The sequence below is a fragment of the Mesorhizobium sp. B2-4-15 genome, from assembly GCF_006658505.1.
Lineage (GTDB): Bacteria > Pseudomonadota > Alphaproteobacteria > Rhizobiales > Rhizobiaceae > Mesorhizobium.
Genome location: NZ_VFUZ01000005.1, coordinates 45,824 through 69,674 on the forward strand (window position 1 = coordinate 45,824; position 23,851 = coordinate 69,674).

Below are 23,851 nucleotides of genomic sequence, written 5' to 3' on the forward strand. Positions count from 1 at the left end.
GCGCGTTTCGCAAATGGGAGGAAGGCATGAAATCGAGCTTGAAACTGGCGTTGGGACTGGCTTCGGCGATGGTTGCGTCGACAGTTGTCTCGAATGCCGCGCACGCTGAAGACCTGACGCTGTGCTGGGCCGCCTGGGACCCGGCAAACGCGCTTGTCGAACTGTCCAAGGATTTTACCAAGCAGACCGGCATCGGCATGAAATTCGAGTTCGTGCCGTGGACCAACTATGCCGACCGCTTCCTCAACGAACTGAACTCACACGGCAAATTGTGCGACCTGATAATCGGCGACAGCCAGTGGATCGGGGGTGCGGCCGAGAACGGCCATTACGTCAAGCTGAACGACTTCTTCGACAAGGAGAAGATCAGCATGGACGACTTCGTGCCGGCGACGGTGCTGGGTTATTCAGAGTGGCCAAAGAACACGCCGAACTACTGGGCACTGCCGGCGATGGCCGACGCTGTCGGCTGGACCTATCGCAAGGATTGGTTCTCGCGCCCGGAGTTGCAAGCCGAGTTCAAGGCGAAGTACGGACGCGATCTGGCGCCGCCCAAGACCTATGACGAGCTCAAGGACATCGCCAAGTTTTTCCAAGGCCGCGATATCGACGGCAAGAAGGTATACGGCGCGTATATCTTCACCGAGCGGGGCTCGGAAGGCATCACCATGGGCGTGACAAACGTCCTCTACGACTACGGCTTCCAATACGAGAATCCGAAGAAGCCATACGATATGAAGAGGTTCGTCAATTCGGCGGGCGCGGTGAAGGGCCTCGAGTTCTACAAGGATCTCTACAAGTGTTGCACCGCGCCGGGCATGACCGACGCCTACATGTCAGAGGGACTTGACGCCTTCAAGTCAGGCCAGGTGGCCATGCAGATGAACTGGTTCGCGTTCTTCCCTGGCTTGTACAAGGACCCGAACGTCGGCGGCGACAAGATAGGGTTCTTCCCCAACCCTGCCGGCCCGCAGGCGCACTTCACCCAACTTGGCGGCCAAGGCATCTCGGTGGTCTCGTATTCGGATCATAAGGACGACGCGCTGAAGTACATCAAGTGGTTTGCCCAGCCGGCTGTTCAGCAGAAATGGTGGGAGATCGGTGGCTACTCGGCGCTGAAGGCGGTGGTGGAAGCACCATCCTTCCCGCACAGCGCGCCCTTCGCCCCTGATTTCCTCGCATCGATGCAGATGGTCAAGGACTTCTGGGCCGAGCCGAGCTACGCCACATTGCTGCAGGCGATGCAGAAGCGCGTCCATGATTACGTCGTGGCCGACCAGGGCACGGCCCAGGAAGCGCTCGACAGCCTGGTCAAGGACTGGACAGCGACCTTCCAGGACGACGGCAAGATGTAAGGCTCCTCCCGAGCCACGGCCGAGTGTCCCGTGCCGCCTTGGCACGGGACACAGTTCAGATAAATTCCATCATCGAGACGAGCACGTGACCGAAGCAGGAATGACCATGCTCAATCGGACCGCGGACAACGTTGCCCGGGCTACCCCGGAGCCGTTGGCGCGCAAGGTCCGGGGCATCAGCGACAAGGGCCTGGCGTGGCTGTTCATCTCGCCGACGATCCTTCTGCTGCTCGCCATCAACATCTTCCCGCTGTTCTGGGCGATTTATCTTTCGTTCACCAACTACCGCGCCAACCGGTCCAACGAGGTTGTGAAGAATCTCGGCTTTGCAAACTACCAACGCATCCTCGGGGACCAGGATGTCTGGATTGCCATGCAGACAACGGCGCATTTCGTGTTCTGGACCATCCTGCTGCAGACGGTTATCGGCTTCACGCTGGCCTGGCTGATCGACCGGAAGTTCCGCGGCCACGCTTTCTGGACGACGGTCATTCTGGTGCCAATGATGCTGTCGCCCGCCGTGGTCGGCAATTTCTGGCGCTTCCTCTACCAACCTCAGACCGGCCTCTTCAACTACCTCGTCGCTTTTTTCACGGGCGTACCGCCTTCCTCCTTCGAGATGCTGGGCAGCGTACAACTCGCACCGTGGGCAATCATCATCGTCGACACCTGGATGTGGACGCCTTACGTGATGCTGATCTGCCTCGCCGGCCTGCGCTCCATCCCTGAATACATCTATGAAGCGGCCGAGGTCGACCGCGCCTCCAACTGGCGGCAATTCTGGTCGATCACGCTGCCTATGGCGCTGCCCTTCATCATGCTGGCGGTGCTGTTTCGCGGCATCGAGAACTTCAAGATGTTCGACATGGTCAACCTGCTCACCGGCGGCGGGCCGGGCTCGACCACCGAGGTCGCCTCGATCACGCTGAAGCGGCAGGCTTTCGAGAGCTGGCGCACCGGTTATTCCTCGGCCTTCGCCATCATCCTGTTCGTCGCGGTGTTCGGGCTGGCCAACATCTACGTCAAGGCGCTCAACAAGGTGAAACAGAGATGAGCCTGACCACAGCCCATTCTGTCGTCGCACCCTCGGCAGGTTCGAAGCGCATCGCCGGCGCGATCATCATCGCCTACGCGCTGATCTCGATCGTGCCGCTCTTGTGGATCTTCGCGACCAGCTTCAAGACGCCGCCGGATTCGATCGCCTATCCGCCCAAGATCGTGTTCCAGCCGAGCATCGAGGGCTACTGCAACCTGTTCACCACGCGGACAAGGCAGACGCCGGAATATATCAACTCGCTCGGGCCGGCGACCGGCTTCTGCGACGAGACGGTGCGCAAGCGCAATATGGTGATCGCCGGCCCGTCCAACTTCCTGCCGCGCTTCCTCAATTCGCTGATCATCGCCTTCGGCTCGACCTTCTGTGCTGTCTTTCTCGGCACGCTGTCGGCCTATGGCTTCTCGCGCTTCAAGGTGCCGCTGGCCGACGATCTGCTGTTCTTCATCCTGTCGACACGCTTCATGCCGCCGATCGCCGTCGCCATCCCGATCTATCTGATGTATCGCGAGCTTGGCCTGTCGGACACCGCGCTCGGCATGATCCTGCTCTACACGGCGGTCAACGTGTCGCTGGCGGTATGGCTGCTCAAAGGCTTCATCGACGAAATCCCGCGCGAATATGAGGAAGCGGCGATGATCGACGGCTACACGCGGCTGCAGGCCTTCTGGCGCACCGTGCTGCCGCAGGCGACGACCGGCATTGCCGCCACCGCCATCTTCTGCCTGATCTTCGCCTGGAACGAATATGCGTTCGCGGCACTTTTGACCTCCGGCACGGCGCAAACTGCGCCGCCCTTCATCCCGACCATCATCGGCGAAGGCGGCCAGGACTGGCCGGCGGTCGCGGCCGGCACGACGATCTTCCTGGTGCCGATCCTGGTTTTCACCATCCTGCTTCGCAAGCAATTGCTGCGCGGCATCACCTTCGGCGCGGTGCGCAAATGAGCATGACCCAATCCGCAAAACGCAAATCGCTCTGGCCGCGCTGGGCCAGGCGCGGTGTGATGGAAAACGTCGCCACAGCGCTCATCGCCATCGGCTTCCTGATGCTGTTCCAGCCCTTCGCGCTGTCGCTCTACACCTATTCCTTCATCACCATGCTTGCTGGCACCGTGATGTTCATCGTCGTCTCGAAGTTCCCGGAATAATCATGGCCGAGATCCGCGTCCAACACCTGAGGAAGGCCTTCGGCGACTTCGTTGCCGTGCAGGATTCCAACTTCGTCGTCGAGGACGGCGAGTTCTTCGTCATGCTTGGGCCGTCCGGCTGCGGCAAGACGACGACCCTGCGCATGATCGCCGGACTCGAATTGCCGACCGGCGGCCAGATCCTGCTCGACGGCGAGGACGTCACCATGCTCAGGGCACGCGAGCGCGACATCGCCTTCGTCTTCCAGCTGTTCGCGCTCTATCCGCACATGAATGTGCGCAAGAACATCGGCTTCCCGCTTTTGGCGCAAGGCAAGCCGTCGGCGGAAATCCGCACAAGGGTCGAGGAAACGGCCAAGCTGCTGCGCATCGACCATCTGCTCAACAAATCCGTCTCGGGTCTTGCCGGCGGCGATCGCCAGCGCGTGGCGCTTGGCCGCGCCATCGTGCGGCGGCCAAAATGCTTCCTCATGGACGAGCCGCTGGGCACGCTCGACACCGAATTCCGCGATCTGATGGTGCATGAACTGCGCGAACTGCACAACCGGATCCACGCCACAACGGTCTATGTCACGCACGACCAGATGGAAGCGATGTCGATGGCCGACAAGATCGCTGTGATGAACCATGGCGTCATCGAACAATTCGGGAGCCCACGCGAAATCTACGACCGGCCGGCGACCGTGTTCGTCGCCGACTTCATCGGCTCGCCGCCGATGAATTTTCTCAAGTTCGGCGGCGGGCTTGCCAAGGGTGCCAGGGAGATCGTGGTGCAGGGCGCGACGGTCGCGGTGCCGGAGGTGCGCGAGGACATCGCGCCAGCCGACATGGCGCTCGGCATCCGCCCGGAGCACATCCGTTTCGACGATGCCTCCAAGCTGCGCGGCGCCATCTACGGCACCGAATATCTCGGCACGACGCAGATCGTCGCCGTGGAAACGGCGGACGGCATCATCAAGGCGCGGGTACCGGCCGAGATCCGGCTCAATGCCGGCGACCATGTCGGCCTGGCCCTGAACAGCGCGCGGCTGTCGCTGTTCGACAGGGGCTCCGGCCGCGCCGTGAAGACGGCGATCCACGATACTGCCTCGGAGCGGAGAGCGCGGCATGGCTGATGTGCGCATCAAGAACGTGACCAAGAGTTTTGGTGAGCATGTCGCCGTCAACGGTCTCGATCTGCATATAGCCGACGGCGAATTCGTCGTGCTGCTCGGGCCGACCGGGGCCGGCAAGACGACGACGCTGCGGCTGATCGCGGGGCTGGAACGGCCGGATGCCGGCACGATCGAGATCGGCGGCCATAATGCTACGACACTGTCGCCGGCCGAGCGCGACACGGCTTTCGTCTTCCAGCAATATTCGCTCTATCCGCATCTGTCGGTGTTCGAGAATCTCGCCTTCCCGCTGCGCTCGCCGGCGCGGAGAACGCCGGAGGACCAGATCCGCCGCCGCGTCGAGGAAGTGGCGAAGATGGTGCGCATCCATCACAAGCTCGCCAACCGCTCGACCAAGCTCTCGGGCGGTGAAATGCAGCGCGTCGCCATCGGCCGCGCGCTGGTGCGCAAGCCCGCCATCTACCTGATGGACGAGCCGCTGTCCTCGCTCGACGCCAAGCTGCGGGCGGATTTGCGGCTCGAGCTGAAGCGCATCCAGTCCGAACTCGGCGCCACCATGCTCTACGTCACCCACGACCAGATCGAGGCGATGACCATGGCCGACCGCATCGGCATCCTCGCCGATGGCGTGCTGGTGCAGATCGGCTCGCCTCGCACGATCTATTCGGAGCCGGCGAACCTGCATGTCGCGGCAAGGCTCGGCCAGCCCGCGATCAATCTTTTGCCCATGGGGTTGCTTCCCGATGGCGGCGTGCCGGCCGGCACGAAGACGATCGGCGCGCGCACCGAACATCTGGCGATCGAAAAGGCCGTGAATGGCCATGCCGACGGCGTCGTCGACTGGGTCGAGCATCTCGGCGACCAGAACCATCTGCATGTGACGGTGGGGCCGAAGAAACTGGTGACGCTGACCGACCCCGACACCGATTTGGGGCAAGGCGACAGGGTGGTGATCCGCTACCGCTCGCCGCTCTATTTCGGCGCGGATGGACAGAGATTGATGTGAACGGTTCTTGGCGCCCCGCCAAGGTGACGCCGGCTTCTGATTGACGATTGCGAATACGGGACGAATTCGATGAAGCACTTTTTCAACCGCAGGGAAACGATCGTCACGGAGGCGCTTGACGGCCTTTTGCGGACCACTGGTTCCGGAGAGCTCGCGCGCCTCGACGGCTATCCCGAGATCAAAGTCGTGCTGCGCGCCGGCTGGGACAAGACGAAGGTCAGCATCGTCTCCGGCGGCGGTGCGGGACACGAGCCATCGCACGCCGGCTTTGTCGGCAAGGGCATGCTGACAGCGGCGGTGTCGGGCGAGATCTTTGCCTCGCCAAGCGTCGAAGCGGTGCTGGCCGCCATCCGCGCGGTCACCGGCCCGGCCGGCTGCCTGCTGATCGTGAAGAATTACACCGGTGACCGTCTCAATTTCGGCCTGGCCGCCGAGAAGGCGCGCGCCGAAGGTTTTGCCGTCGAGATGGTGATCGTCGCCGACGACATCGCGCTGCCCGACATCGCCCAGCCGCGCGGCGTCGCCGGCACGCTGTTCGTGCACAAGATTTCGGGCCATCTGTCAGAAGCAGGCCACGACCTGGCCGACATCGCGGCCGCTGCACGCGCGGCGGCGAAGGACATCGTCTCGCTCGGCCTGTCGCTGTCGTCCTGTTCCATCCCCGGCCAGCCGCATGAAGACCGGTTTGGCGCCGATGATGGCGAGCTTGGCCTTGGCATCCATGGCGAGCCTGGTGTCGAACGCATCGCAGTGCAAAGCGCCGACCGGCTGGTGGCGATCATGACGGAGCGCCTGGCGGCGCGGCTCGACCCGAAGGCCAACCATGCCCTGCTGATCAACAATCTAGGCTCGGTGCCGCCGCTCGAAATGTCGCTTGTTGCGAATGCGGTGCTTGCCTCGCCGCTCGGCAAGTCGGTCAAGCTGGCGATCGGCCCCGGGCCGCTGATGACGGCGCTCAACATGAACGGCTTCTCGCTGTCGCTGATACGGCTTGACGCGGCCCGCGAGGCCGCCCTGCTGGCGCCGGTCGGCCCGCACGCCTGGATGCCGGCAAGGCCGGTCGCCGCACCTGCTGTCGTGCTGATGGCGAAAGCAGTCGGACAGAGTGCCGCGCACAAGCCCAGCCAGGACGCCGTCACCAGGCGCCTGATCGTCACGGTCTGCGAAAAACTGATTTCGCTCGAAGCGACATTGAACGGACTGGACGCCAAGGCGGGCGACGGCGACACCGGCTCGACGGTGGCGACCGGCGCGCGCAGCATCCTCGAACGGCTTGATGCTTTGCCGCTGGCCAACCCCACGGCGACCCTTGGCGCGGTGGGTGACATTTTGAGCGCATCGATGGGTGGTTCCAGCGGGGTGCTGCTGTCGATCTTCTTCACCGCGGCGGCACAGGCCCTGGACGGCGGCGCGCGCGTTGCCCGGGCGCTGCTTGCCGGGCTCGAGCGGATGACCTTCTACGGCGGCGCCAGACCGGGCGACCGCACCATGGTCGACGCGCTGGAGCCGGCGCTCAAGGCGTTTGATGCCGAAGGCCTGGAGCAAGCGGCAATAGCGGCCCGGCGCGGTGCAGAGGCCACGGCTGCGATGGAGGAGGCAAAGGCGGGGCGGTCCGCCTATGTCGGCGCCAAATTGCAGGGCGTGGTCGACCCCGGAGCCCATGCCGTGGCCGAGGCGTTCGCGGCCGCCGCCACGCTGCTTGTCACGGCCTGACGCATGCTCCAGTTGTCGAATGGCTGTTCTTTCGCTACTGCGGTCAGGGCGCAAACCAGGAATTTGGCCGACATGACGGCATTGAACCTTGCCAGGCTGGTCGCGGCCGCCGCGGATGCGATTGCCGCTCACGCCGATGAATTGACGGCGCTCGACCAGGCGATCGGCGACGGCGACCACGGGTTGAACATGAAACGCGGCTTCGAGGCCGTGCGGGCCGAGGCCGATCTGTTCGCGGCAAAACCGCTGCCCGAAGCGCTGAAGGCGATCGGCACCAAGCTGGTGATGACGGTGGGTGGAGCTTCCGGCCCGCTCTTCGGCACGTTGTTCATGGCGCTCGGCAAGGAGATTTCGGCGGACCCCGACCGCGCCGGCCTGACGGCGGCCTTCGGCAAGGCTATCGGGGCGGTGGCGGCGCGCGGCAAGTCACAGGTTGGCCAGAAAACCATGCTCGATGTGCTGCAGCCGGTGCATCGGGCCTTGGCCGAGGGAAAGACGGCGGCTGAAATAGCCGACATCGCCGACATCGCCGCCAAGGCGACCGTGCCCATGAAGGCGTTGCGCGGCCGCGCCTCGTTCCTCGGCGACCGCTCGATCGGCCATATGGATGCCGGCGCGCGCTCGACCGCGCTGCTGGTGCGTACAGTGGCGGAAACCATCGGGGAGGTTGCCTGATGAGCAATGTCGGGATCGTGATCGTGTCGCATTCGCCGCTGGTCGCGGAGGGCACGGCCGACATGGTGCGCCAGATGGTGGGCGACGAAGTGCCGCTTGCATGGTGCGGCGGAAACGGCCATGGCGGGCTCGGCACCAATGTCGAGGCGATCATGGGCGCAATCGACCAGGCCTGGTCGGAAGCCGGCGTCGCCATTCTCGTCGATCTCGGCGGCGCCGAGACCAACTCGGAAATGGCGGTCGAGATGATCGGCGAGCCGCGTGCGCACAAGATCGTCGTCTGCAACGCACCGATCGTCGAGGGCGCGGTGATGGCGGCGACAGAGGCGTCCGGCGGCGCCTCGCTGAAAGAGGTGGTGGCGACGGCGCACGAATTGTCGCCGTCGTGAGTGAACAGGAACGTTGAACCTATGTCCGCAGCCACCGAAGCGACCGTCCTGATCACCCATGCGGTGGGCCTGCATGCGCGCCCTTCGGTGAAGTTTACCAAGCTGGCCAAGACCTTTGCCGCCGATGTCGAGATCGCGCTTGCCGCCAATGGGCCGTGGTTCGACGCCAAGAGCATCGTCAAGGTGATGGCGGCCAAGGCGCCGAAGGGCACGTTGCTGCACATCAGGGCCAGGGGTGATGGCGCCAATGATGCCGTCGATGCGCTGGTCGATCTGGTGCGGCGCGACTTCGACGAAGGCGCGGACCATGCTCGTACCGCTTAGGCTCCAAGGCATTTCCGCCTCGGCCGGCTATGCCGAGGGGCCGCTGTTCGATCTCGATCGGCCACCGGCCGTCTACGCCAGCAAAGCCACCGCGGCGGAAGAGAAGGCGTCGCTGGAAGCCGCGATCGGCAAGGCGCTGAAACGGCTTGCCGCCATGGTCGAAGCCGCAGACCGCGACGCCGCCAGCATACTCGAATTCCACATCGCCATGCTGGAGGACGACACGCTGAGCGAACCGGCCTTCGCGTCGATCGTTTCCGGACAGACCGCCGACACCGCCTGGCGAGAGGCACTCAATGGTGAGATCGCCGGCTACGAAGCCTCCGACCAGGATTATTTTCGCGCTCGCGCCGCGGACCTGCGCGATATCAGGGATCAAGTGCTGCGTGCCCTCACCGAGGACGAGGACCGCGCCGCGCCTTCGGGCGCCATCCTGTTCGGCGAGGACATCGCGCCGACGCGTTTTCTTGAAACCGACTGGACGAACGGCGGCGGCATCGCGTTGCAGGCGGGCAGCACCGCCAGCCATGTCGCCATGCTGGCGCGATCGCGCGGCGTGCCGATGGTGGTTGGGCTGCGCCAATTGGAGGCCAATCTGGCCGGCCTCGCTTTGCTCGACGCCGAGCACGGCAGCATCGTGCTGGCGCCCTCGCCGGCGGAGGTCGTCTCCTTCCGGCAATTATCCTCTTCTTTCACGACCCGCCAAGGCAAGGCACGGACCTTCCTGGCACGGCCGGCGGTTACCAAGACCGGCACGGCGGTGCGCGTGCAGGTCAACATCGCCGGCCCGTCCGATGTCGACGCCATCGACATCGCGACCTGCGACGGGGTCGGCCTGATGCGGACCGAATTCCTGTTCGGCAAGACCCTGCCGGATGAGGAGACGCAATACCACGCCTACCGCAAGGTGCTGGAATGGGCCGGCGACAAGCCAGTGACGATCCGCACCGTCGATGCCGGCGGCGACAAGCCGGTGCCAGGCTTCACCGTCGAGGAAGGCAACCCGTTCCTTGGCCTGCGTGGGATCAGGCTGTCGCTGGCGCGGCTCGACATATTCCGCGTTCAGATCAGGGCATTGCTGCGCGCCGCACCACACGGCAATCTGAAAGTGATGTTTCCGATGATCGCCATGGCTGAGGAATATGAGTGCGCGGCCGCCTTGTTCGCCGAAGAACAGGCGGCGCTTGCCGCGCGCGGCGTCACGCGGCAGATGCCGCCGCTCGGCATCATGGTCGAGGTGCCGTCGGTGGCCATCGCGCCGGAGGCGTTCGCCAACGTCGCCTTCTTCTCCATCGGCTCCAACGACCTGACGCAATATGTGATGGCGGCGGCGCGCGACAATGCAGCAGTCGCGCATCTCAATTCCGTCCGCCATCCTGCCGTCCTGCGGCTGATCGGCTCGGTTGTGGCCTTCGGGCGGGACAATGGCATTCCCGTCAGCCTGTGCGGCGATGCCGGTGGCGATCCTGCGTCGATCCCATCGCTGCTGGAAGCCGGCCTGCGCGACCTTTCCGTCGCGCCGGCGCAACTCGCCATGGCCAAGGCGGCCATATCGGATATTTCGGTCTAGGCACGGCTGGCATGGTCGACAACACACCCGAACCCGGTTCCGAAGAGGCGATCCGCGCCTACAAGACAATCCTGTCGCAGGTCATCGACCAGCGCCCGTCCGGCATGCGCCAGCGCCTTGCCGACGCGCTTGGCAAGCACCGCAGCTTCGTCACGCAGATTTCGAGCCCCGCCTATTCGATCCCCATCCCCTCAAAGCATCTGCCTTCAATCTTTTCCGTCTGCCATTTCAGCCCGGCCGAGCGGGATCAGTTCCTTGCCGCCTACCATCAGGCACATCCGGGAAAAATGTCGATCGCGGCGGGCATGCGCAAGACACGGCATGTTTCTCTGGTCGTGCCCGATTTCGGCGACGACAAGCAGAACGCAGCGCTCGACCGGGCGATCAACGAATTCATTCAGAAGATCACCAGCATCGCCGGCAAAGGTAGCAGCTGACCATTTCTTGCCGGGCTGTTTGGGAGGACGCCATGAAGAAATTTATGAACGCGGTGGACACGGTGCTGACCGAGAGCCTCGACGGTTTCGTGGCCGCCCATGCCGATATACTGGTGCTTGGCGAGGAGCATAAATTCATCCGCCGCAGGAGCTTGCGGCCAGGCAAGGTGGCGCTGATCTCCGGAGGTGGCTCGGGCCACGAGCCGCTGCATGGCGGCTTTGTCGGCCAGGGCATGCTGGATGCCGCCTGCCCCGGCCAGGTTTTCACCTCGCCGACGCCGGACCAGATGCTGGCGGCGGCGCAGGCTGTCGACACCGGCGCCGGCTGCCTGTTCATCGTCAAGAATTATGAGGGCGACGTGATGAACTTCGACATGGCGGCCGAAATGTCGGAAGGCATCCTGCAGGTGGTGACCAATGACGACGTCGCCGTCGAGAATTCTTCCTACACGACCGGCCGGCGCGGCGTCGCCGGCACGCTGGTGGTGGAAAAGATCGTCGGCGCGGCCGCCGAGCATGGCCTGGCCCTCCCGATGCTGAAGACGCTGGGCGAGCGCGTCAATGCCGCGACCCGCTCAATGGGCGTGGCGCTGACCAGTGGCACGGTGCCGGCCGCAGGCAAGCCGACCTTCGACATCGGCGACGGCGAGATGGAGTTCGGCGTCGGCATCCATGGCGAACCCGGCCGCCGCCGCGACAGGTTGAAAAGCGCCGACGCGATCGCCGAGGAAATCTGCACCGCTATCCTGGGCGATCTCGGCGACAGGGCGACAGGCCGGGCGCTGCTGTTCGTCAACGGCTTCGGCGGCACGCCGCTGATGGAACTCTATCTGATGTACAACAGCGCACGCCGGATCTTCGAGAGCCACGGCATAACGATCACCCGCTCGCTCGTCGGCGCCTATGTCACCTCGCTCGACATGGCCGGCTGCTCGATCACGCTCACCATGCTCGACGACGAGATGACAGGCTGGTGGGACGCCCCCGTCCACACGGCGGCGCTGCGCTGGGGCATGTAAGACTGGCTTCAGACATGCGTTTCTGCGACCATCGTGCACAACCCTATTGTCTGCAACATTGTCCGGCTTGATGCTGCCACCCCTGACACCCGCCGACGAAAAACTGTTGCTGCGCTTCGCCGATCCGGAGTCCGCGGCGGTCGACGACAATTTGTCGGCAAAGGCTCTGTCGGCACTGCTCGACAATGCCGAATTCCACGGCATTCTGCCGATCATGCTGCGCAAGCTCCGTGAGCGTGGCGACGTCCGTTTGCCTGATGATCCTGCCTTGCAGCTGAAGCTGTCGGGACTGCGTGATCAGGCGACGATTGCCACCGGCCAGTCGATGCTGCTGCAGTATCATGGCGACCGCATCATGAAGGGAATGGCGGCGGAAGGCATTCCGGCGCGGATCGTCAAGGGCCCTGTCTTCGCGCGAAAGCTTTACCGCAACGTATCCGACAGGCCGTTCACCGACATCGACATTCTCGTCGAGCCCGCCAACCTCGCGCGGGCCAACCGGGTGATCGCGGCATGCGGCTTCGAGCTTGGCAGCGACGAAGCCGAATCCTACCGGTTGCAGGAATTCAAATGGCTGGAAAAGGAGAATTCCAGCCTGCTGGTCGAACTGCATGGCGACCTTGTGCACGACACCGGCATGCGGCGGCGCCTGTCACTGGGGTTCCGCGAATTGGGTATCATCGACGGCGAGACTGCGGACACGCCGGCCGCGCTTTTGACGATCGCCATCGTGCACGCCGCCGGCGGCCACAAATTCCACCGGCTGCAGCTTTGCGTCGACGTTCTGCAAGGCGTGCGTGCGCTGCAATCATCCCAATCGGAAACCCGCCTGCTCGACGCCGCGCGCATGACCGGCATCGAACTCGAACTGGCGATCGTGCTCAATGTGACCGGCGAACTGTTCGGGGAGCACCGCGCGCTCGAGCTTGCCGGGCGGATCAAGCCCGACCTCTCGATAAGGCTGGCCAAGCGGCTGATCACGACCAATACGCTGCTCAGGGTCAATTCCCGGGAAAAGATCGGCTCGCGCCTGCGCCGCGATGCTTTCCGCTGGATCCAGCGGCTGGCGAAGGCCAGAGCAATTCCGGGGGAAAGTGTGAAGCGGTTTTCCGTCTGGAAATTGCCGCGGGGATTCAGTTCGACGCAGCCAGCGTATCCAGGATCAGCGCCGCCGCGTCGGCCGGGCGCGTGCCGACTTCCAGGGTAAAGGTCGGCACCGAGGAGACCAGCTTGCCGATCGTCGCCAGCCGGCGCTTCTGCAGCGGCAACAGGCCGGTCATGCCGGTGCGGACATTGTCCATCGCCAGCGCCACCATTGCGTCGGTCCGGGCCATGGGTAAGAGCCGGGTCTCATTGTCGACGGACCGGGCTAGATGCAGAAGGGCCGCCACCAGCCTGGCGGCCGGGCTTTCGATTCGTGCTATCTCGGCCAGCCGCTCCAGCGAGACCGCCTGTTCCCCGTTGCGGTCCCATGACGGACCAAGGCATGGCGACACGAGCGGGATCATCGCGGCGGTCTTCTGGTGGATCTTGACGTGGCGCGGCAAACCCCAGGCCACAGGCCTGGCCGAAGCGACGTTCAGGATCATGGCGTCGTCGGAGCAAAGGCCGAAGCCTTGCGTTGCCAGCGCCAGCGACGTGGTGGTCTTGCCTGTGCCGCTTGGCGCGTGGATCAGCACGACAGCGTCACGATCGGGTAGCGTCAGGCCGGCGGTGTGCAGCATATGCTGGCCGCCGGCATCGAGCGCGGCGTCCAGCACCAGCATCGACGGCGTCCAGGCCGCTTTCGTACCGGGGCGGACCCGGAGTTTCGCCCAGCCCTCCTTGTCATTCATCGCCACCGTCTGGCGCCCTGGAAAGACGAGATGGACCGTGCCGCCTTCCGCGATCATCCGGCAGTAGCCGTCTTCCGGTATCTCTCCTTCGAAGACGAGCGACCCGTTGGGTTCTTCCTCCAGAACATCCGTCTCGGTGATATCAAGGTGAAAGCCCGGCTCGACGGCAGCTCCCATGCGCATGATGCCTAGCATCCTGTCGAAATCCTGCCACAGCTCGGGACGGTCGGCCGATATGCCGAGAACCTGGCCGTTGAGGCCATAGCATGTTGAAAGTCGGGTCAAGCGCGACCCACCTCTGTGGCATCGGCATGGTGGCGATAGATCTCGACCATACCGGGAAGACTGTCACTGACCACCGGCTTGCCATCGAGGCAGACCCAGCAATGGGCCGACAAATGCTGCGCCTGCAGCGATTTCGGATCGACGCCGAAACGCAGCTCCGGATCGAAGCCGGCGAAGCGCAGGAAACGATGGCCGAGCAGACCCTCGCGCAGACATCTGCGGTCGCGCATCAGCCAGGGATGGCGCACGGTGCGGTTGACGCGGGCGACGATGTAGACGGCTGGCAGGCCGCGATAGGGTGTCGGCGAGGCGAGCGGCGCCCATTTCAGCACCTCCTCGAAATCGCGGTTGGCTATGAGGACCGGCATCAGCCGCGCGCTTGCCCAGAGATGGCAGCGAAACAAAGTACGCAGGAGCGGACCGTCGGCCATCAGGCGCGTCCCTTCATCAGGCGCTAGGTGCGGCGAGGATACCTTCCGAGACCAGATCTGTGGCGAGTGTCGCCATGTCCTCGTCGAGCGTATCCTTGTCGACCTCGAACTCCTCGCAAAGCAGGCCGACGATCTGATCAAGGCTGCGGGCGCCATCGACCTTGTCTAGAAAGGCTTCGGTCGTACCGTTGCAGGTGTAGAGTTGGCCGCTGCGCGCCAGAAGCACGACGGCCCCATCGCCGACATGCTGGACCGAGGCGTCGTCCGCCAGCCGCAAAACCGTCCCAGAAACAATTTCCATCCCCAACCCCAAAAAGCCATGCAAAACCCCGAAATGAGATAGCGCGGTGATGGGGCGCTGTCTATCAGCCGGGGAGATAGTCCATGCCGGTTTGCGTTTTGCAGGCGACCACCGGTGGCGCATGCGCTCCCCTCAATGCCGTACTTCACCGCGGTGGGCGTCTCCGTTCAGGACGAGACCATCTCGGACGAAAATCGGGGAAGACATCGCCGGAAAAAACAGCATAGGCTATCACAAAGACGGCAAATCGATCCTGGGAGGATGTGGATGGCTTCACGCTATCACGAGGTCTATGACGGCTGGAAACGCGATCCGGAAAAATTCTGGGCGGACGCGGCCGTCGCTATCGATTGGTACTCGCCCTGGGACAAGGTGTTCGATGCCACGGCCGGCGTCTACGGCCGCTGGTTCACCGGCGCGACCTGCAACACCTGCTACAACGCCATCGACCGCCATGTCGCCGGCGGGCGCGCCGATCAGATTGCGCTGATCCATGACAGCGCCATCACTGGAACGGTGAAGAAATTCACCTATGCCGAGCTCAAGCGCGAAGTGGTGGCGCTGACCTCGGTGCTGAAGAATCGCGGCATCGGCAAGGGCGACCGTGTCATCATCTACATGCCGATGGTGGCAGAGGCGGCGATCGCCATGCTCGCCTGCGCCCGGATCGGTGCGGTGCATTCGGTCGTTTTCGGCGGCTTTGCCTCGCATGAGCTTGCCACCCGCATCGATGACGCCAGGCCGAAGCTGATCATCTCCGCCTCCTGCGGCCTTGAGCCAGGCCGCATCGTGGCCTACAAGCCGCTGCTCGACAGGGCGATCGAGATGTCCCGCCACAAGCCGGACGCCTGCCTGATCCTGCAGCGCGACCAATTGCGCTGCGATCTGAAGGACCATTTCGACATCGACTATGCCGACGCCGTCGCCCGCGAGCGGGCGGCCGGCGCCAATGTCGACTGCGTGCCGGTGCTCGCCACCGACCCGCTCTACATCATCTACACGTCGGGCACGACGGGTCAGCCCAAGGGCATCGTGCGCGACAACGGCGGCCACATGGTCGCGCTGAAATGGACGATGGAGAACGAATTCGGCGTCAAGCCGGGCGAGGTGTTCTGGGCGGCGTCCGATGTCGGCTGGGTGGTCGGCCATTCCTACATCGTCTACGGACCGCTGCTGCATGGCTGCACCAGCATCCTGTTCGAAGGCAAACCGATCGGCACGCCCGACGCCGGCACTTACTGGCGCGTCATTGCCGAACACGGCGCCGTCGCGCTGTTCACCGCGCCGACAGCCTTCCGTGCCATCAAGGGGCAGGATCCCAGGGGCGAGTTCGTTCCCAAATACGATCTGTCGAAATTCCGCACGCTGTTCCTCGCCGGCGAGCGCGCCGATCCCGAAACCATCAAATGGGCGGAGCAGAAATTGAACGTGCCCGTCGTCGATCATTGGTGGCAGACGGAGACCGGATCGCCGATGACGATCAACCCGGCCGGCCTCGGCCTGCTGCCGGTGAAATATGGCTCGCCCGGCGTGCCGATGCCCGGCTACGACATCCGGGTGCTCGACGACGCCGGCCACGAAGTGCCGCGCGGCACGCTGGGCAATGTCGTGGTCAAGCTGCCATTGCCGGCCGGCTGCCTGCCGACCTTGTGGAACGCCGATGCCCGCTTCCGCCAAGCCTATCTCGACGAGTTCCCCGGCTTCTACAAGACGGCCGATGCCGGCATGATCGACGAAGACGGCTATCTCTACGTGATGGCTCGCACCGACGACATCATCAATGTCGCCGGCCATCGGCTGTCGACCGGGGCCATGGAAGAGGTGCTGGCCGCCCATCCCGACGTCGCCGAATGCGCCGTCGTCGGCATTGCCGATGCCATGAAGGGCCAGGTGCCGCTCGGCTTCGTGGTGCTCAATGCCGGTGTCGCGCGCGATGGGGATGCCATTGAGAAGGAGGTTGTCGCGCTGGTGCGCGAACGCATCGGCCCGGTCGCCGCCTTCAAGACCGTGGTGATGATCAAGCGCCTGCCCAAGACGCGGTCGGGGAAGATCCTGCGCGGCACCATGCAGAAGATCGCCGACAAGGAAGAGTGGGCCATGCCGGCGACCATTGACGACCCGGCCATCCTCGACGAGATCACCGCCGCCCTGAAGGAACGCGGGATCGGGGTTTGAGGCGCCGCTTCGCTTGCCGATGGGCCTATCTTTGATCGGCAAGCAATACTTTTATTGTGCAATGCAGCAAGCCACCCTACAGTGATTGACGGGGGGCCATCGACAAGGTCGCATGGCTCAAAAGAAAATCACGTGCCTTATCTCCTGTCGATGGCAGTGGTCGCCGCGACCATGATCGCGGCAAGCTGGCTGGTGGCCACCGAGGCCGAACCGCGTATCCGGCTGCTGCTCGACCACACCGTTTTCCGCTACCGGATGAAGGCAGCGTAACCGCCACGGTGTGAACCCTCTCGGCCTGCCCGCCACACGCAATCGGACGCCTTCGAAGCGGCGCATCTTCTCGACCGCTGGGTGATGTACGGCCATACGCCGGTGGACAAGCCGAGGATCGAGGGATGCAGGCTGAGGCATAGGCTCCGCCGTCTTCCAGAGCGGCGGCCTGTCCGGATTCGCCGACAAGCAGAGCCGGCTGATCTTTTCCTGGGGACAGCTCACCGTTTCACGGAAACGGTGAGCTGTCCCCAACTCTTTGTTTTGATGCAATTCCGACGGAAACCGTCTGACATTCTCCCTGGAATTGCCGAGGAGCGCAAGCGCGGCTAGACGGGTGCCTTGCTGCGCACTTCCGACTTGTCGAGATAGTAGGTCGAGTATTTGTCGAAGAATTTCTCCGAGGCCCCGAACGATCCGTATTTGGCCAGCTTCTTCAGGTCGACCTTGTTCAACACCACCCCGACGATCTTGTTGGCGACATAGGGTTCGGATTCCAGCATCGACCGCACCATGGCGCGCGGCGTGCGCCCCCACTCGGTGACCAGCACGAAGCCGTCGACGAGCGGCGCGAAGGCCTTGGCGTCGACAACCGGCCCGAGCGGCGGCAGGTCGACGACGATGTATTCGAACGTCTCCTTGGCGTTCTCGATGAAGCGCCGCATCCCGGCCGAGGAAAGCAGCTCGCTGGTATGCGAGAAGTGCCCGCGCGACACGGCCGGGATGATGGCCAGCTTGGTCTGCCGGTCGATCTTGCCGACCGACTGCCAGGTCTGGCCACTCACCACCGCTTCCATCAGCCCCTGGTCGGCTTCCATGCCAAGGCCGCGGCTGAGGCCCGGATTGCGCAGGTCACCGTCGATGAGCAGCGTCCTGGCGCCATTGGCGGCAAGCAGCCCGGCCAGATTGGCCGCGACCGTCGACTTGCCTTCGCCGGGAAGGACCGAGATGACGCCGATGACGCGGCTTCCTTGCCCTTCCAGCACGACGTCGAAAGCGATCTTGGCGCTGCGCAACGTTTCGGCGAACATCGATGCCGGAGCGTCGATGCTCACCCTCATGCGCGCGCGCCTTTCGATGGCCGCCGGCGATCTGGCGGCCTTGACGTCAAGCTGACCGTCGGCTGGCTTGTCCTCCTTGGCGGGTTTGCTGCCGATGGTCGGCAGGTAGCCGAGGAACTTGAGGCCGACGCGGTCGCGCACTTCCTCGCCGGTCCTGAAGAAGCGCTCGTTGAATTCGTTGAGGCCGCCGAAGCCGGCGCCCATCAGAACGCCGAGCACGAGCGAGAGTCCGAGCACGATGATGGTGCGCGGGCTCGAGGCGGAGAGCGGCGTCGAGGCATCCGAGATGATGCGGATCTTGCCGACCGGGAAGGATTGCTGCTGGGCGGCCTCCTCGTAGCGGCCGAGGAACGTCTGATAGAGCGTGGTGAGTGCCGTCGCCTTCTGGTCCAGGTCGCGCAGTTTGACCTGCGACTGGTTGTCGATGGAACTCTTGCCTTGTGCGGCGGCGACATTGGCCCTGAGCGCGGTCTCGCGCGCCAGCGCCACCTCATATTCGTTGCGATAGCTTTCGGTGAGCTGCTTCAGCTCGCCGAAGATCTGCGCCGATATGTCGGCCTTTTCCTTGGCGAGCGCCACCGCCTGTGGATGCTGCGGTCCGAAATTCGCTTCGACATCCTGCTGTCGCTTGGCGACCGTGAGGTAGCGCGTCTTGAGCGCCGATATGACCGAGCTGCTCGGCTGGTCGCTCGATATTGCGGCATCCTTGAACGCATTATCGGAGCCGCTGTCGACGATCGACTTGTATTGCTGGTAGCGGGCGCTGGCGCGTGCGGTATCGGCTTGCGCCACGATGAGCTGGGCGTTCAGGTCGGCGAGTTGCTTGTCGCTCATCAACTGGCCGTCGCTGTTGGCGGACAGTCCGTGTTCGGCCCTGAATTTCTCGACCGCGAGCGATGCCGCCTGCGAGCTCTCGCGCAGTTCCGTCAACCTGCCCTGCAGCCAGACCGCCGCACGCTCGGTGGCGTCGAAGCTGGCATCGAGCTGATCGGCGAGATAGGCATCGGCATAGGCCTTGGTGATCGCGGTCGCCAGCGCCGGATCCGTCGCCTGGTAGCCAAGCGCGATGACGTAGCTTCGTCCGACGCGATCAGCCCGGATCTCGTTCTGCAGCTTGAGGATCGCGTAGTCGCGGCGCGACGTGGCGATCAACGCATCGCGCGCGGCCGGGTCGAGCTTGCTGACGTCACCGACGCCCGGCATGGGAGGGCTGGGGCGAAAATACTGGATCACGCCGCGGACAAGGTCGACGCCCTGGGCAAGCGCCGACTGGGGCGGGTTCATAAACGTATCGTTCTGGTCCAGCTTGAGCTTGTCGACGACCACGGCGGCGAGCCGCGTCGAGGTCAGAATCTCGATCTGGCTCAGAATGGCGGAATCGGTCTGCATCGTTGTCGACGCAGCCGAAATGTCGTCGACGATCTTGTTCAAGCCCTCGTCGATGAGCACCGAGGCGTAAGACTGATATTTGGGCGGCGTGGTCTGGATATAGAGCATGCCAAGGAAAAGACCGATGATGGCGCACACGCCGACCACCTTGGCCTGTCGTGCGGCCATGCCAAGCAGCCGCTCGATATCGATGAAGTCTTCGCCGTCTCCTGCATCCGAATTCGGCAATGGCATCCTCTTGTCGAGAGGAAAGTTGGCATAATTCATCTTCGGTCCAATTCTGGCTTGTCTAGCGCACAGGCCCCGGGACGATCGGGAGCACTGCCGGGGGCGGCATAAGCTTCATGCCGGACAGCGGCGAGCCGGCTGGCCCCTCCGCCGTCAGCCATCCGACGATGCTCCCGAAAGATGGGCATTATGCGGCTTCTTCCTGGCGTTCATGCGACCGGACGAACTCCCGGAGCATCTCGAAAACCGGGCCTTTCATGTCATCTCGCGCCAGCGCGAAGGCGACATTGGCCTGGATGAACCCTTCTTTCGACCCGCAGTCGAACATACGGCCGTTGAAGGGCTGAGCGAAGAACGGCTGGTCCTTCGCCAGACGCACCATGGCGTCCGTCAGCTGAATCTCGTTACCGGCGCCGCGCTGCTGGTTGCCGAGCAGCGCGAAGATCTCGGGCTGCAGGATGTAGCGGCCGTTGATGTAGAAGTTCGACGGCGCGTTGGCCGGCGCCGGCTTTTCGATCATGGCCGTCACCTCGAAGCCGCCGCCAATGTCGGCGCCCCGGCCGACAATGCCGTATTTGTTGGTTTCGCTCGGATCGCAGCGCTCGACGGCGATGACGTTGCCACCGGTTTGCGCGTAGAGATCGGTGATCTCGGCCAAACATCCGCGCCCACCGAAGGAGACCATGTCAGGCAAGAGCAGGGCGAAGGGTTCGTTGCCGATGACCTCGCGCGCGCACCAGACGGCATGGCCGAGGCCCTGCGGGGATTGCTGGCGGATGAAGCTGGTGGCGCCGGCCACGGGCAAAAGGCTTTCCAGCGACTGCAATTGCGTCTTCTTGCCGGTCTGCTCCAAGGTTCCGATCAATTCCGGATGCAGGTCGAAATAGTCCTCGATGACCGCCTTGTTGCGGCCGGTCACGAACACGATGTGCTCGATGCCGGCCTCGAAGGCCTCGTCCACCGCATATTGCACGACAGGCCTGTCGACGACGGGAAGCATTTCCTTCGGCATCGACTTGGTCGCCGGCAGGAACCGCGTCCCAAGCCCCGCCACCGGTATCACGGCCTTCCTGATTTTCTTCATCGCAAATTCCTTCTGAGGAGATCGACTGCAGTCCATTCGCAGGCCACGAAAAATCCCTCCATGTGCCTGCATCTTCACCTCCCCGCCCCCACGGCAAACTGTGCCGCTACTCTTCGCAACCGCACGGCGATCGGCATGCCCATATGCCTGACCGCCGCCGGGTCGCTGAGCGCCGTCCGGATCGCTTTGAGCGGGGACCGCGCCTTGATGTGCTGGACCATCGCCAGGAACGAAGCCGCCTTGCGCAGGCTGCGGCCGCGCCGCGCGAAAGCAGCCTGGGCTGCCTCATCCATCCGATGGGTTTGAGCGAACACCGCATCCGCCTTGCGCATCGCTTCGACATGGTGAAGCTCGAGCACACGGGAGATGGAGCCGCCGCGTATGTGGTAGGCATAGCCGATGGCAGGTTCGACCACGCATCTGCCGCCCTTGGCAAGGGCGTCGGCAAACAGGATGTAGTCCTCGCCGATCCTCAGTTTTTCATCATAGCGAAGCCGGTTTTCATCGAGGAACCGGCGCTGGAAGATCGGCTTGAGGTAGCCGAGATTGAACTTCGATTCGAAGACGACGTTGCCGGCGATGTAGGTGGCCAGCGAAATCTCGCGCAGGCCTTCGAGATACTGCCGCGGGAACATCACATCCTCGACGACGCCGTCCTCACGGACGACCTGGAGGTTGTCAACGGCGATCTGAGCGCCCGCCTTTTCGGCGCGGCCGATCATGGCGGCGATGCGGCCGGGAAAGACGGCGTCGTCGGAATCGAGAACCGCGATCCACCTGCCGCGGGCGATGTCGAGCCCGGCGTTCCTGGCGCCGCCGGGACCACGATTTGCGGTGAGCGCGACGACGCGCACAATATCCTCTGGATAGGCCCGCGCCACATCGAGCGTGGCGTCGCGCGACTGGTCGTCGACGACGATGATCTCGACGCTGACATCCTTCTGTGCAATGGCGCTGGCGATCGCCCGGTCAAGAGTAGCCTCGGCATTGTAGGCGGCGATGACGAAGGAAACATCCGGGACGAAGGATGCGTCAGGCTGCACGTTTACCTCCTTCCCGCGGCGAGGGCTGGCCGTAGAGACGGATTTCGCGGATGCCGACAAGACCGCTGACGACCCCGACATGCATAATGCCGCGCAGCACGCTGCGGTTCCGGCGCACCGGGCTGGCGATGACGGGAAGTGCCGCCGCGAAGCAATAGGCCGCCTTTGCCGCGGCAAGGCCGACCTGTTTGGCCAGGCCAATGCCGCTGGCGTTGTTGCCCAGGAGATGACCATGTGTCTGCCCGACCCTGAAGCGACGCCGGCCAAGCCAGTCGAACGCGGCCCTGGCGCCCGGCACCACCTCGTCCACCCAGGCCTGTTCGGAGAAAGCGATGCGGCCGCCTGCCTTGACCATCTGGTCGAAGAACTCGGTATCCTCGCCGCCGGTCTGGCCCCGCGCCAGGCTGAAGCGGCGGCCACGCAGGCTGTCCGATCCCATGCGGAGCAGAACGTTGCAGGTGTAGCCGGTGCGGATTTCGCCCCGCACCCAGACGGGCAAGGTCGAATGGAAATCGCCGCGGCGCATCCAGTCCGGCGCATCCGGGCGGTAAAGTGCCCGCACCGGGCCGAGCACGGCGGCAGCGCCACTTTTCTCAGCCGTCGCGACCAGTTCGGCAAGCCAAGAAGCCGTGGCGGTCTCGTCGTCGTCGATGAAGGCGAGGAAATCCGCCTCGCTGGCGTCGAGACAGGCGTTGCGGGCGATCGAGATATTACGCGCCGGGCAATGATGATAGCGGATCGGCAAGGTCAGTTCTCGCGATAGCGCCGTGACCAGGCCCCTGGCGCTCGGCGTGTCGTCATTGTCGGCGACAGTGACGCCGACATCGAAACCTCCTGGCATGTCCATGGCGGCGAGCGAGCGCAGCGTGTCGGCCAATTCCGGACGTCGGAAGGTGCACACGCCGATGTCGATGCTGCGGTTCTTGGTCCGAGCCGCCATCACGCCACCCCGCGTCGCGTGCCGAGGCCGAGAAGCTGCAGCCAGAAGCCGACGGACCAGCCGAAATGCATGACCATGGCCGAAACGCCGGCGAGCGCGATGTCGGCATTGCGCTCGCTGAGCGCCGTCGCCAAACCATAGCCCAGGCATACCGACGCCCAGATCAGCAGCGGAACCGCCGCGATCCAGTGCACGAAGGAGAAGGCGGCCAGAAGAACCACCGGAAGGACCAGAAGCGGCACCATCTGCCGGACCTTCGGGATGACACGGTGTTTCAGCACGTTCTTGGCGCGGCCGCGGCCATAGCCAAGATACTGGAAATAGAGGCCTTTGAGCGAAGCGCGCGGATAGTAGACCATCTGCGTCCTGCCGCTCATCCAGATCCTATAGCCGGCCCGCCGCAGCCGATAGTCGAATTCGGCATCCTCATTGTGGCTGAACGTCTCGTCGTAGCCGCCGACGGCCTGGAAGGCGGAGATCCGCATCAGCGCGTGATGGCCGTGGTCGACCCACTCTCCGGCGGAGAGATGACGGTGCTTGGAGCCGCCGGTGCCGAGCTTGGAATTCTGCGCCGCGGCGGTCGCCTTCTGGACCGCGCCGCTGCCGCTGGTCAGCATCGAAACCACGACCGAATCGGCACCGGTGGCCAGCGCCTCCTCCACCAACCGGTCGCAATAGTCGTCGGGATAGCCGCCATGGGCATCGATGCGGATCAGATATTGCGCGCCGTCGCCGAACCTGGCCACCGCAAGGTTGATCGCCGCGCTCTGGATGCGCTTTTCATTGTGGAGCAGGATGATGCGCGGATCTTTCTTCAGGCGCTCGCCGACAATGGCGAGCGTGCCGTCGGTGCTGCCGCCATCGGCGACGACGATGCGGGCGCCAAGCCTTGCCGCCGCCGGGCAGAGCTGGTCGAGCAGCGCACCGATATGGGCTGCCTCGTTCAGGCACGGGATCACGATCAGGCTGGAAGGAAGCGCTTGCGTCATCAGGCGATGTCCA

At 64.0% G+C, this 23,851-nt stretch carries 24 protein-coding genes; 16 read left to right on the forward strand and 8 right to left on the reverse strand.

Features of this window, described 5'->3' with window-relative positions; translation table 11 throughout:
• Positions 1-26: 26 nt before the first annotated feature.
• The 14 genes from FJ930_RS07990 (at position 27) to FJ930_RS08055 (ending at position 13,014) form a co-directional block, all read left to right on the forward strand.
• On the forward strand, positions 27-1,355 hold the full coding sequence (locus FJ930_RS07990; protein ID WP_141836613.1) for an extracellular solute-binding protein: 1,329 nt from the start codon (positions 27-29) through the stop codon (positions 1,353-1,355).
• Between the two features lie 106 nt (positions 1,356-1,461).
• Entirely contained in the window at positions 1,462-2,409 is a 948-nt protein-coding gene (locus FJ930_RS07995; RefSeq protein ID WP_141836616.1) for a sugar ABC transporter permease, read from the forward strand.
• The gene (locus tag FJ930_RS08000; protein ID WP_140745236.1) at positions 2,406-3,356 is read left to right on the forward strand and encodes a carbohydrate ABC transporter permease; all 951 of its coding nucleotides are present in this window, start codon (positions 2,406-2,408) and stop codon (positions 3,354-3,356) included. The genes FJ930_RS07995 and FJ930_RS08000 overlap by 4 nt, the downstream gene beginning before the upstream one ends.
• Entirely contained in the window at positions 3,353-3,559 is a 207-nt protein-coding gene (locus FJ930_RS08005; RefSeq protein WP_141836618.1) for a hypothetical protein, read from the forward strand. Before FJ930_RS08000 ends, FJ930_RS08005 begins: the two co-directional genes overlap by 4 nt.
• A 2-nt stretch (positions 3,560-3,561) precedes the next feature.
• Complete coding sequence (locus FJ930_RS08010; RefSeq protein WP_141836620.1) at positions 3,562-4,674, forward strand: ABC transporter ATP-binding protein; 1,113 nt, start codon at positions 3,562-3,564, stop codon at positions 4,672-4,674.
• A complete protein-coding gene (locus tag FJ930_RS08015) occupies positions 4,667-5,680 on the forward strand; it encodes an ABC transporter ATP-binding protein (protein WP_141836622.1) in 1,014 nt (337 codons plus the stop codon). The genes FJ930_RS08010 and FJ930_RS08015 overlap by 8 nt, the downstream gene beginning before the upstream one ends.
• 69 nt (positions 5,681-5,749) lie before the next feature.
• On the forward strand, positions 5,750-7,393 hold the full coding sequence (locus FJ930_RS08020; protein WP_141836624.1) for a dihydroxyacetone kinase subunit DhaK: 1,644 nt from the start codon (positions 5,750-5,752) through the stop codon (positions 7,391-7,393).
• Positions 7,394-7,465: 72 nt separating this feature from the next.
• Complete coding sequence (gene dhaL / locus FJ930_RS08025) at positions 7,466-8,068, forward strand: dihydroxyacetone kinase subunit DhaL (RefSeq protein ID WP_141836626.1); 603 nt, start codon at positions 7,466-7,468, stop codon at positions 8,066-8,068.
• Positions 8,068-8,457 carry a dihydroxyacetone kinase phosphoryl donor subunit DhaM gene (gene dhaM, locus FJ930_RS08030; protein ID WP_141836628.1) on the forward strand — a complete coding sequence of 130 codons (390 nt, stop codon included), beginning with the start codon at positions 8,068-8,070 and terminating at the stop codon, positions 8,455-8,457. The genes dhaL and dhaM overlap by 1 nt, the downstream gene beginning before the upstream one ends.
• Positions 8,458-8,478: 21 nt before the next feature.
• Positions 8,479-8,781: an HPr family phosphocarrier protein gene (locus FJ930_RS08035; protein WP_140745223.1), complete on the forward strand. Its 303-nt coding sequence runs from the start codon at positions 8,479-8,481 to the stop codon at positions 8,779-8,781.
• Positions 8,765-10,351, forward strand: a complete 1,587-nt coding sequence (gene ptsP / locus FJ930_RS08040; RefSeq protein ID WP_141836630.1) for a phosphoenolpyruvate--protein phosphotransferase — start codon at positions 8,765-8,767, stop codon at positions 10,349-10,351. The genes FJ930_RS08035 and ptsP overlap by 17 nt, the downstream gene beginning before the upstream one ends.
• A gap of 11 nt (positions 10,352-10,362) precedes the next feature.
• A complete protein-coding gene (locus tag FJ930_RS08045; RefSeq protein ID WP_141836632.1) occupies positions 10,363-10,788 on the forward strand; it encodes a hypothetical protein in 426 nt (141 codons plus the stop codon).
• 32 nt (positions 10,789-10,820) lie between these two features.
• Positions 10,821-11,807 (forward strand): dihydroxyacetone kinase subunit DhaK, encoded by a 987-nt coding sequence (gene dhaK, locus FJ930_RS08050; RefSeq protein WP_141836634.1) that lies wholly within the window; start codon positions 10,821-10,823, stop codon positions 11,805-11,807.
• Between the two features lie 70 nt (positions 11,808-11,877).
• Entirely contained in the window at positions 11,878-13,014 is a 1,137-nt protein-coding gene (locus FJ930_RS08055) for a nucleotidyltransferase family protein (RefSeq protein WP_246676845.1), read from the forward strand.
• Here the strand turns inward: FJ930_RS08055 and FJ930_RS08060 are convergent.
• Genes FJ930_RS08060 through FJ930_RS08070 form a run of 3 tightly spaced genes read right to left on the reverse strand, consistent with a single transcriptional unit; the run spans position 12,941 to position 14,659 of the window.
• Positions 12,941-13,927 carry a serine kinase gene (locus FJ930_RS08060; RefSeq protein WP_141836636.1) on the reverse strand — a complete coding sequence of 329 codons (987 nt, stop codon included), beginning with the start codon at positions 13,925-13,927 and terminating at the stop codon, positions 12,941-12,943. The two genes, FJ930_RS08055 and FJ930_RS08060, sit on opposite strands and share 74 nt — an antisense overlap.
• Entirely contained in the window at positions 13,924-14,358 is a 435-nt protein-coding gene (locus FJ930_RS08065; RefSeq protein ID WP_141836638.1) for a lasso peptide biosynthesis B2 protein, read from the reverse strand. The genes FJ930_RS08060 and FJ930_RS08065 overlap by 4 nt, the downstream gene beginning before the upstream one ends.
• 16 nt (positions 14,359-14,374) lie before the next feature.
• Positions 14,375-14,659: a PqqD family protein gene (locus FJ930_RS08070; RefSeq protein WP_140745212.1), complete on the reverse strand. Its 285-nt coding sequence runs from the start codon at positions 14,657-14,659 to the stop codon at positions 14,375-14,377.
• A 267-nt stretch (positions 14,660-14,926) separates the two neighbouring features.
• Here FJ930_RS08070 and FJ930_RS08075 point away from each other — a divergent pair, with 267 nt between their 5' ends.
• On the forward strand, positions 14,927-16,834 hold the full coding sequence (locus FJ930_RS08075) for a propionyl-CoA synthetase (RefSeq protein WP_141836640.1): 1,908 nt from the start codon (positions 14,927-14,929) through the stop codon (positions 16,832-16,834).
• Positions 16,835-16,966: 132 nt separating this feature from the next.
• Positions 16,967-17,104: a hypothetical protein gene (locus FJ930_RS08080; RefSeq protein ID WP_246676834.1), complete on the forward strand. Its 138-nt coding sequence runs from the start codon at positions 16,967-16,969 to the stop codon at positions 17,102-17,104.
• Positions 17,105-17,433: 329 nt separating this feature from the next.
• Here the strand turns inward: FJ930_RS08080 and FJ930_RS08085 are convergent, their stop codons facing one another.
• The 5 genes from FJ930_RS08085 to FJ930_RS08105 all read right to left on the reverse strand — a co-directional run bounded on the left by FJ930_RS08085 (position 17,434) and on the right by FJ930_RS08105 (position 23,838).
• On the reverse strand, positions 17,434-19,821 hold the full coding sequence (locus FJ930_RS08085; RefSeq protein ID WP_141836642.1) for a polysaccharide biosynthesis tyrosine autokinase: 2,388 nt from the start codon (positions 19,819-19,821) through the stop codon (positions 17,434-17,436).
• A gap of 148 nt (positions 19,822-19,969) precedes the next feature.
• Positions 19,970-20,866, reverse strand: coding sequence for a UTP--glucose-1-phosphate uridylyltransferase (locus tag FJ930_RS08090; protein ID WP_141836644.1), 897 nt, complete (start codon positions 20,864-20,866; stop codon positions 19,970-19,972).
• A 74-nt stretch (positions 20,867-20,940) separates the two neighbouring features.
• Positions 20,941-21,909 (reverse strand): glycosyltransferase family 2 protein, encoded by a 969-nt coding sequence (locus FJ930_RS08095; RefSeq protein WP_141836646.1) that lies wholly within the window; start codon positions 21,907-21,909, stop codon positions 20,941-20,943.
• Positions 21,899-22,849: a glycosyltransferase family A protein gene (locus FJ930_RS08100; protein ID WP_141836648.1), complete on the reverse strand. Its 951-nt coding sequence runs from the start codon at positions 22,847-22,849 to the stop codon at positions 21,899-21,901. The genes FJ930_RS08095 and FJ930_RS08100 overlap by 11 nt, the downstream gene beginning before the upstream one ends.
• Positions 22,849-23,838 carry a glycosyltransferase family 2 protein gene (locus FJ930_RS08105; RefSeq protein ID WP_141836650.1) on the reverse strand — a complete coding sequence of 330 codons (990 nt, stop codon included), beginning with the start codon at positions 23,836-23,838 and terminating at the stop codon, positions 22,849-22,851. The genes FJ930_RS08100 and FJ930_RS08105 overlap by 1 nt, the downstream gene beginning before the upstream one ends.
• Positions 23,839-23,851 lie beyond the last annotated feature (13 nt).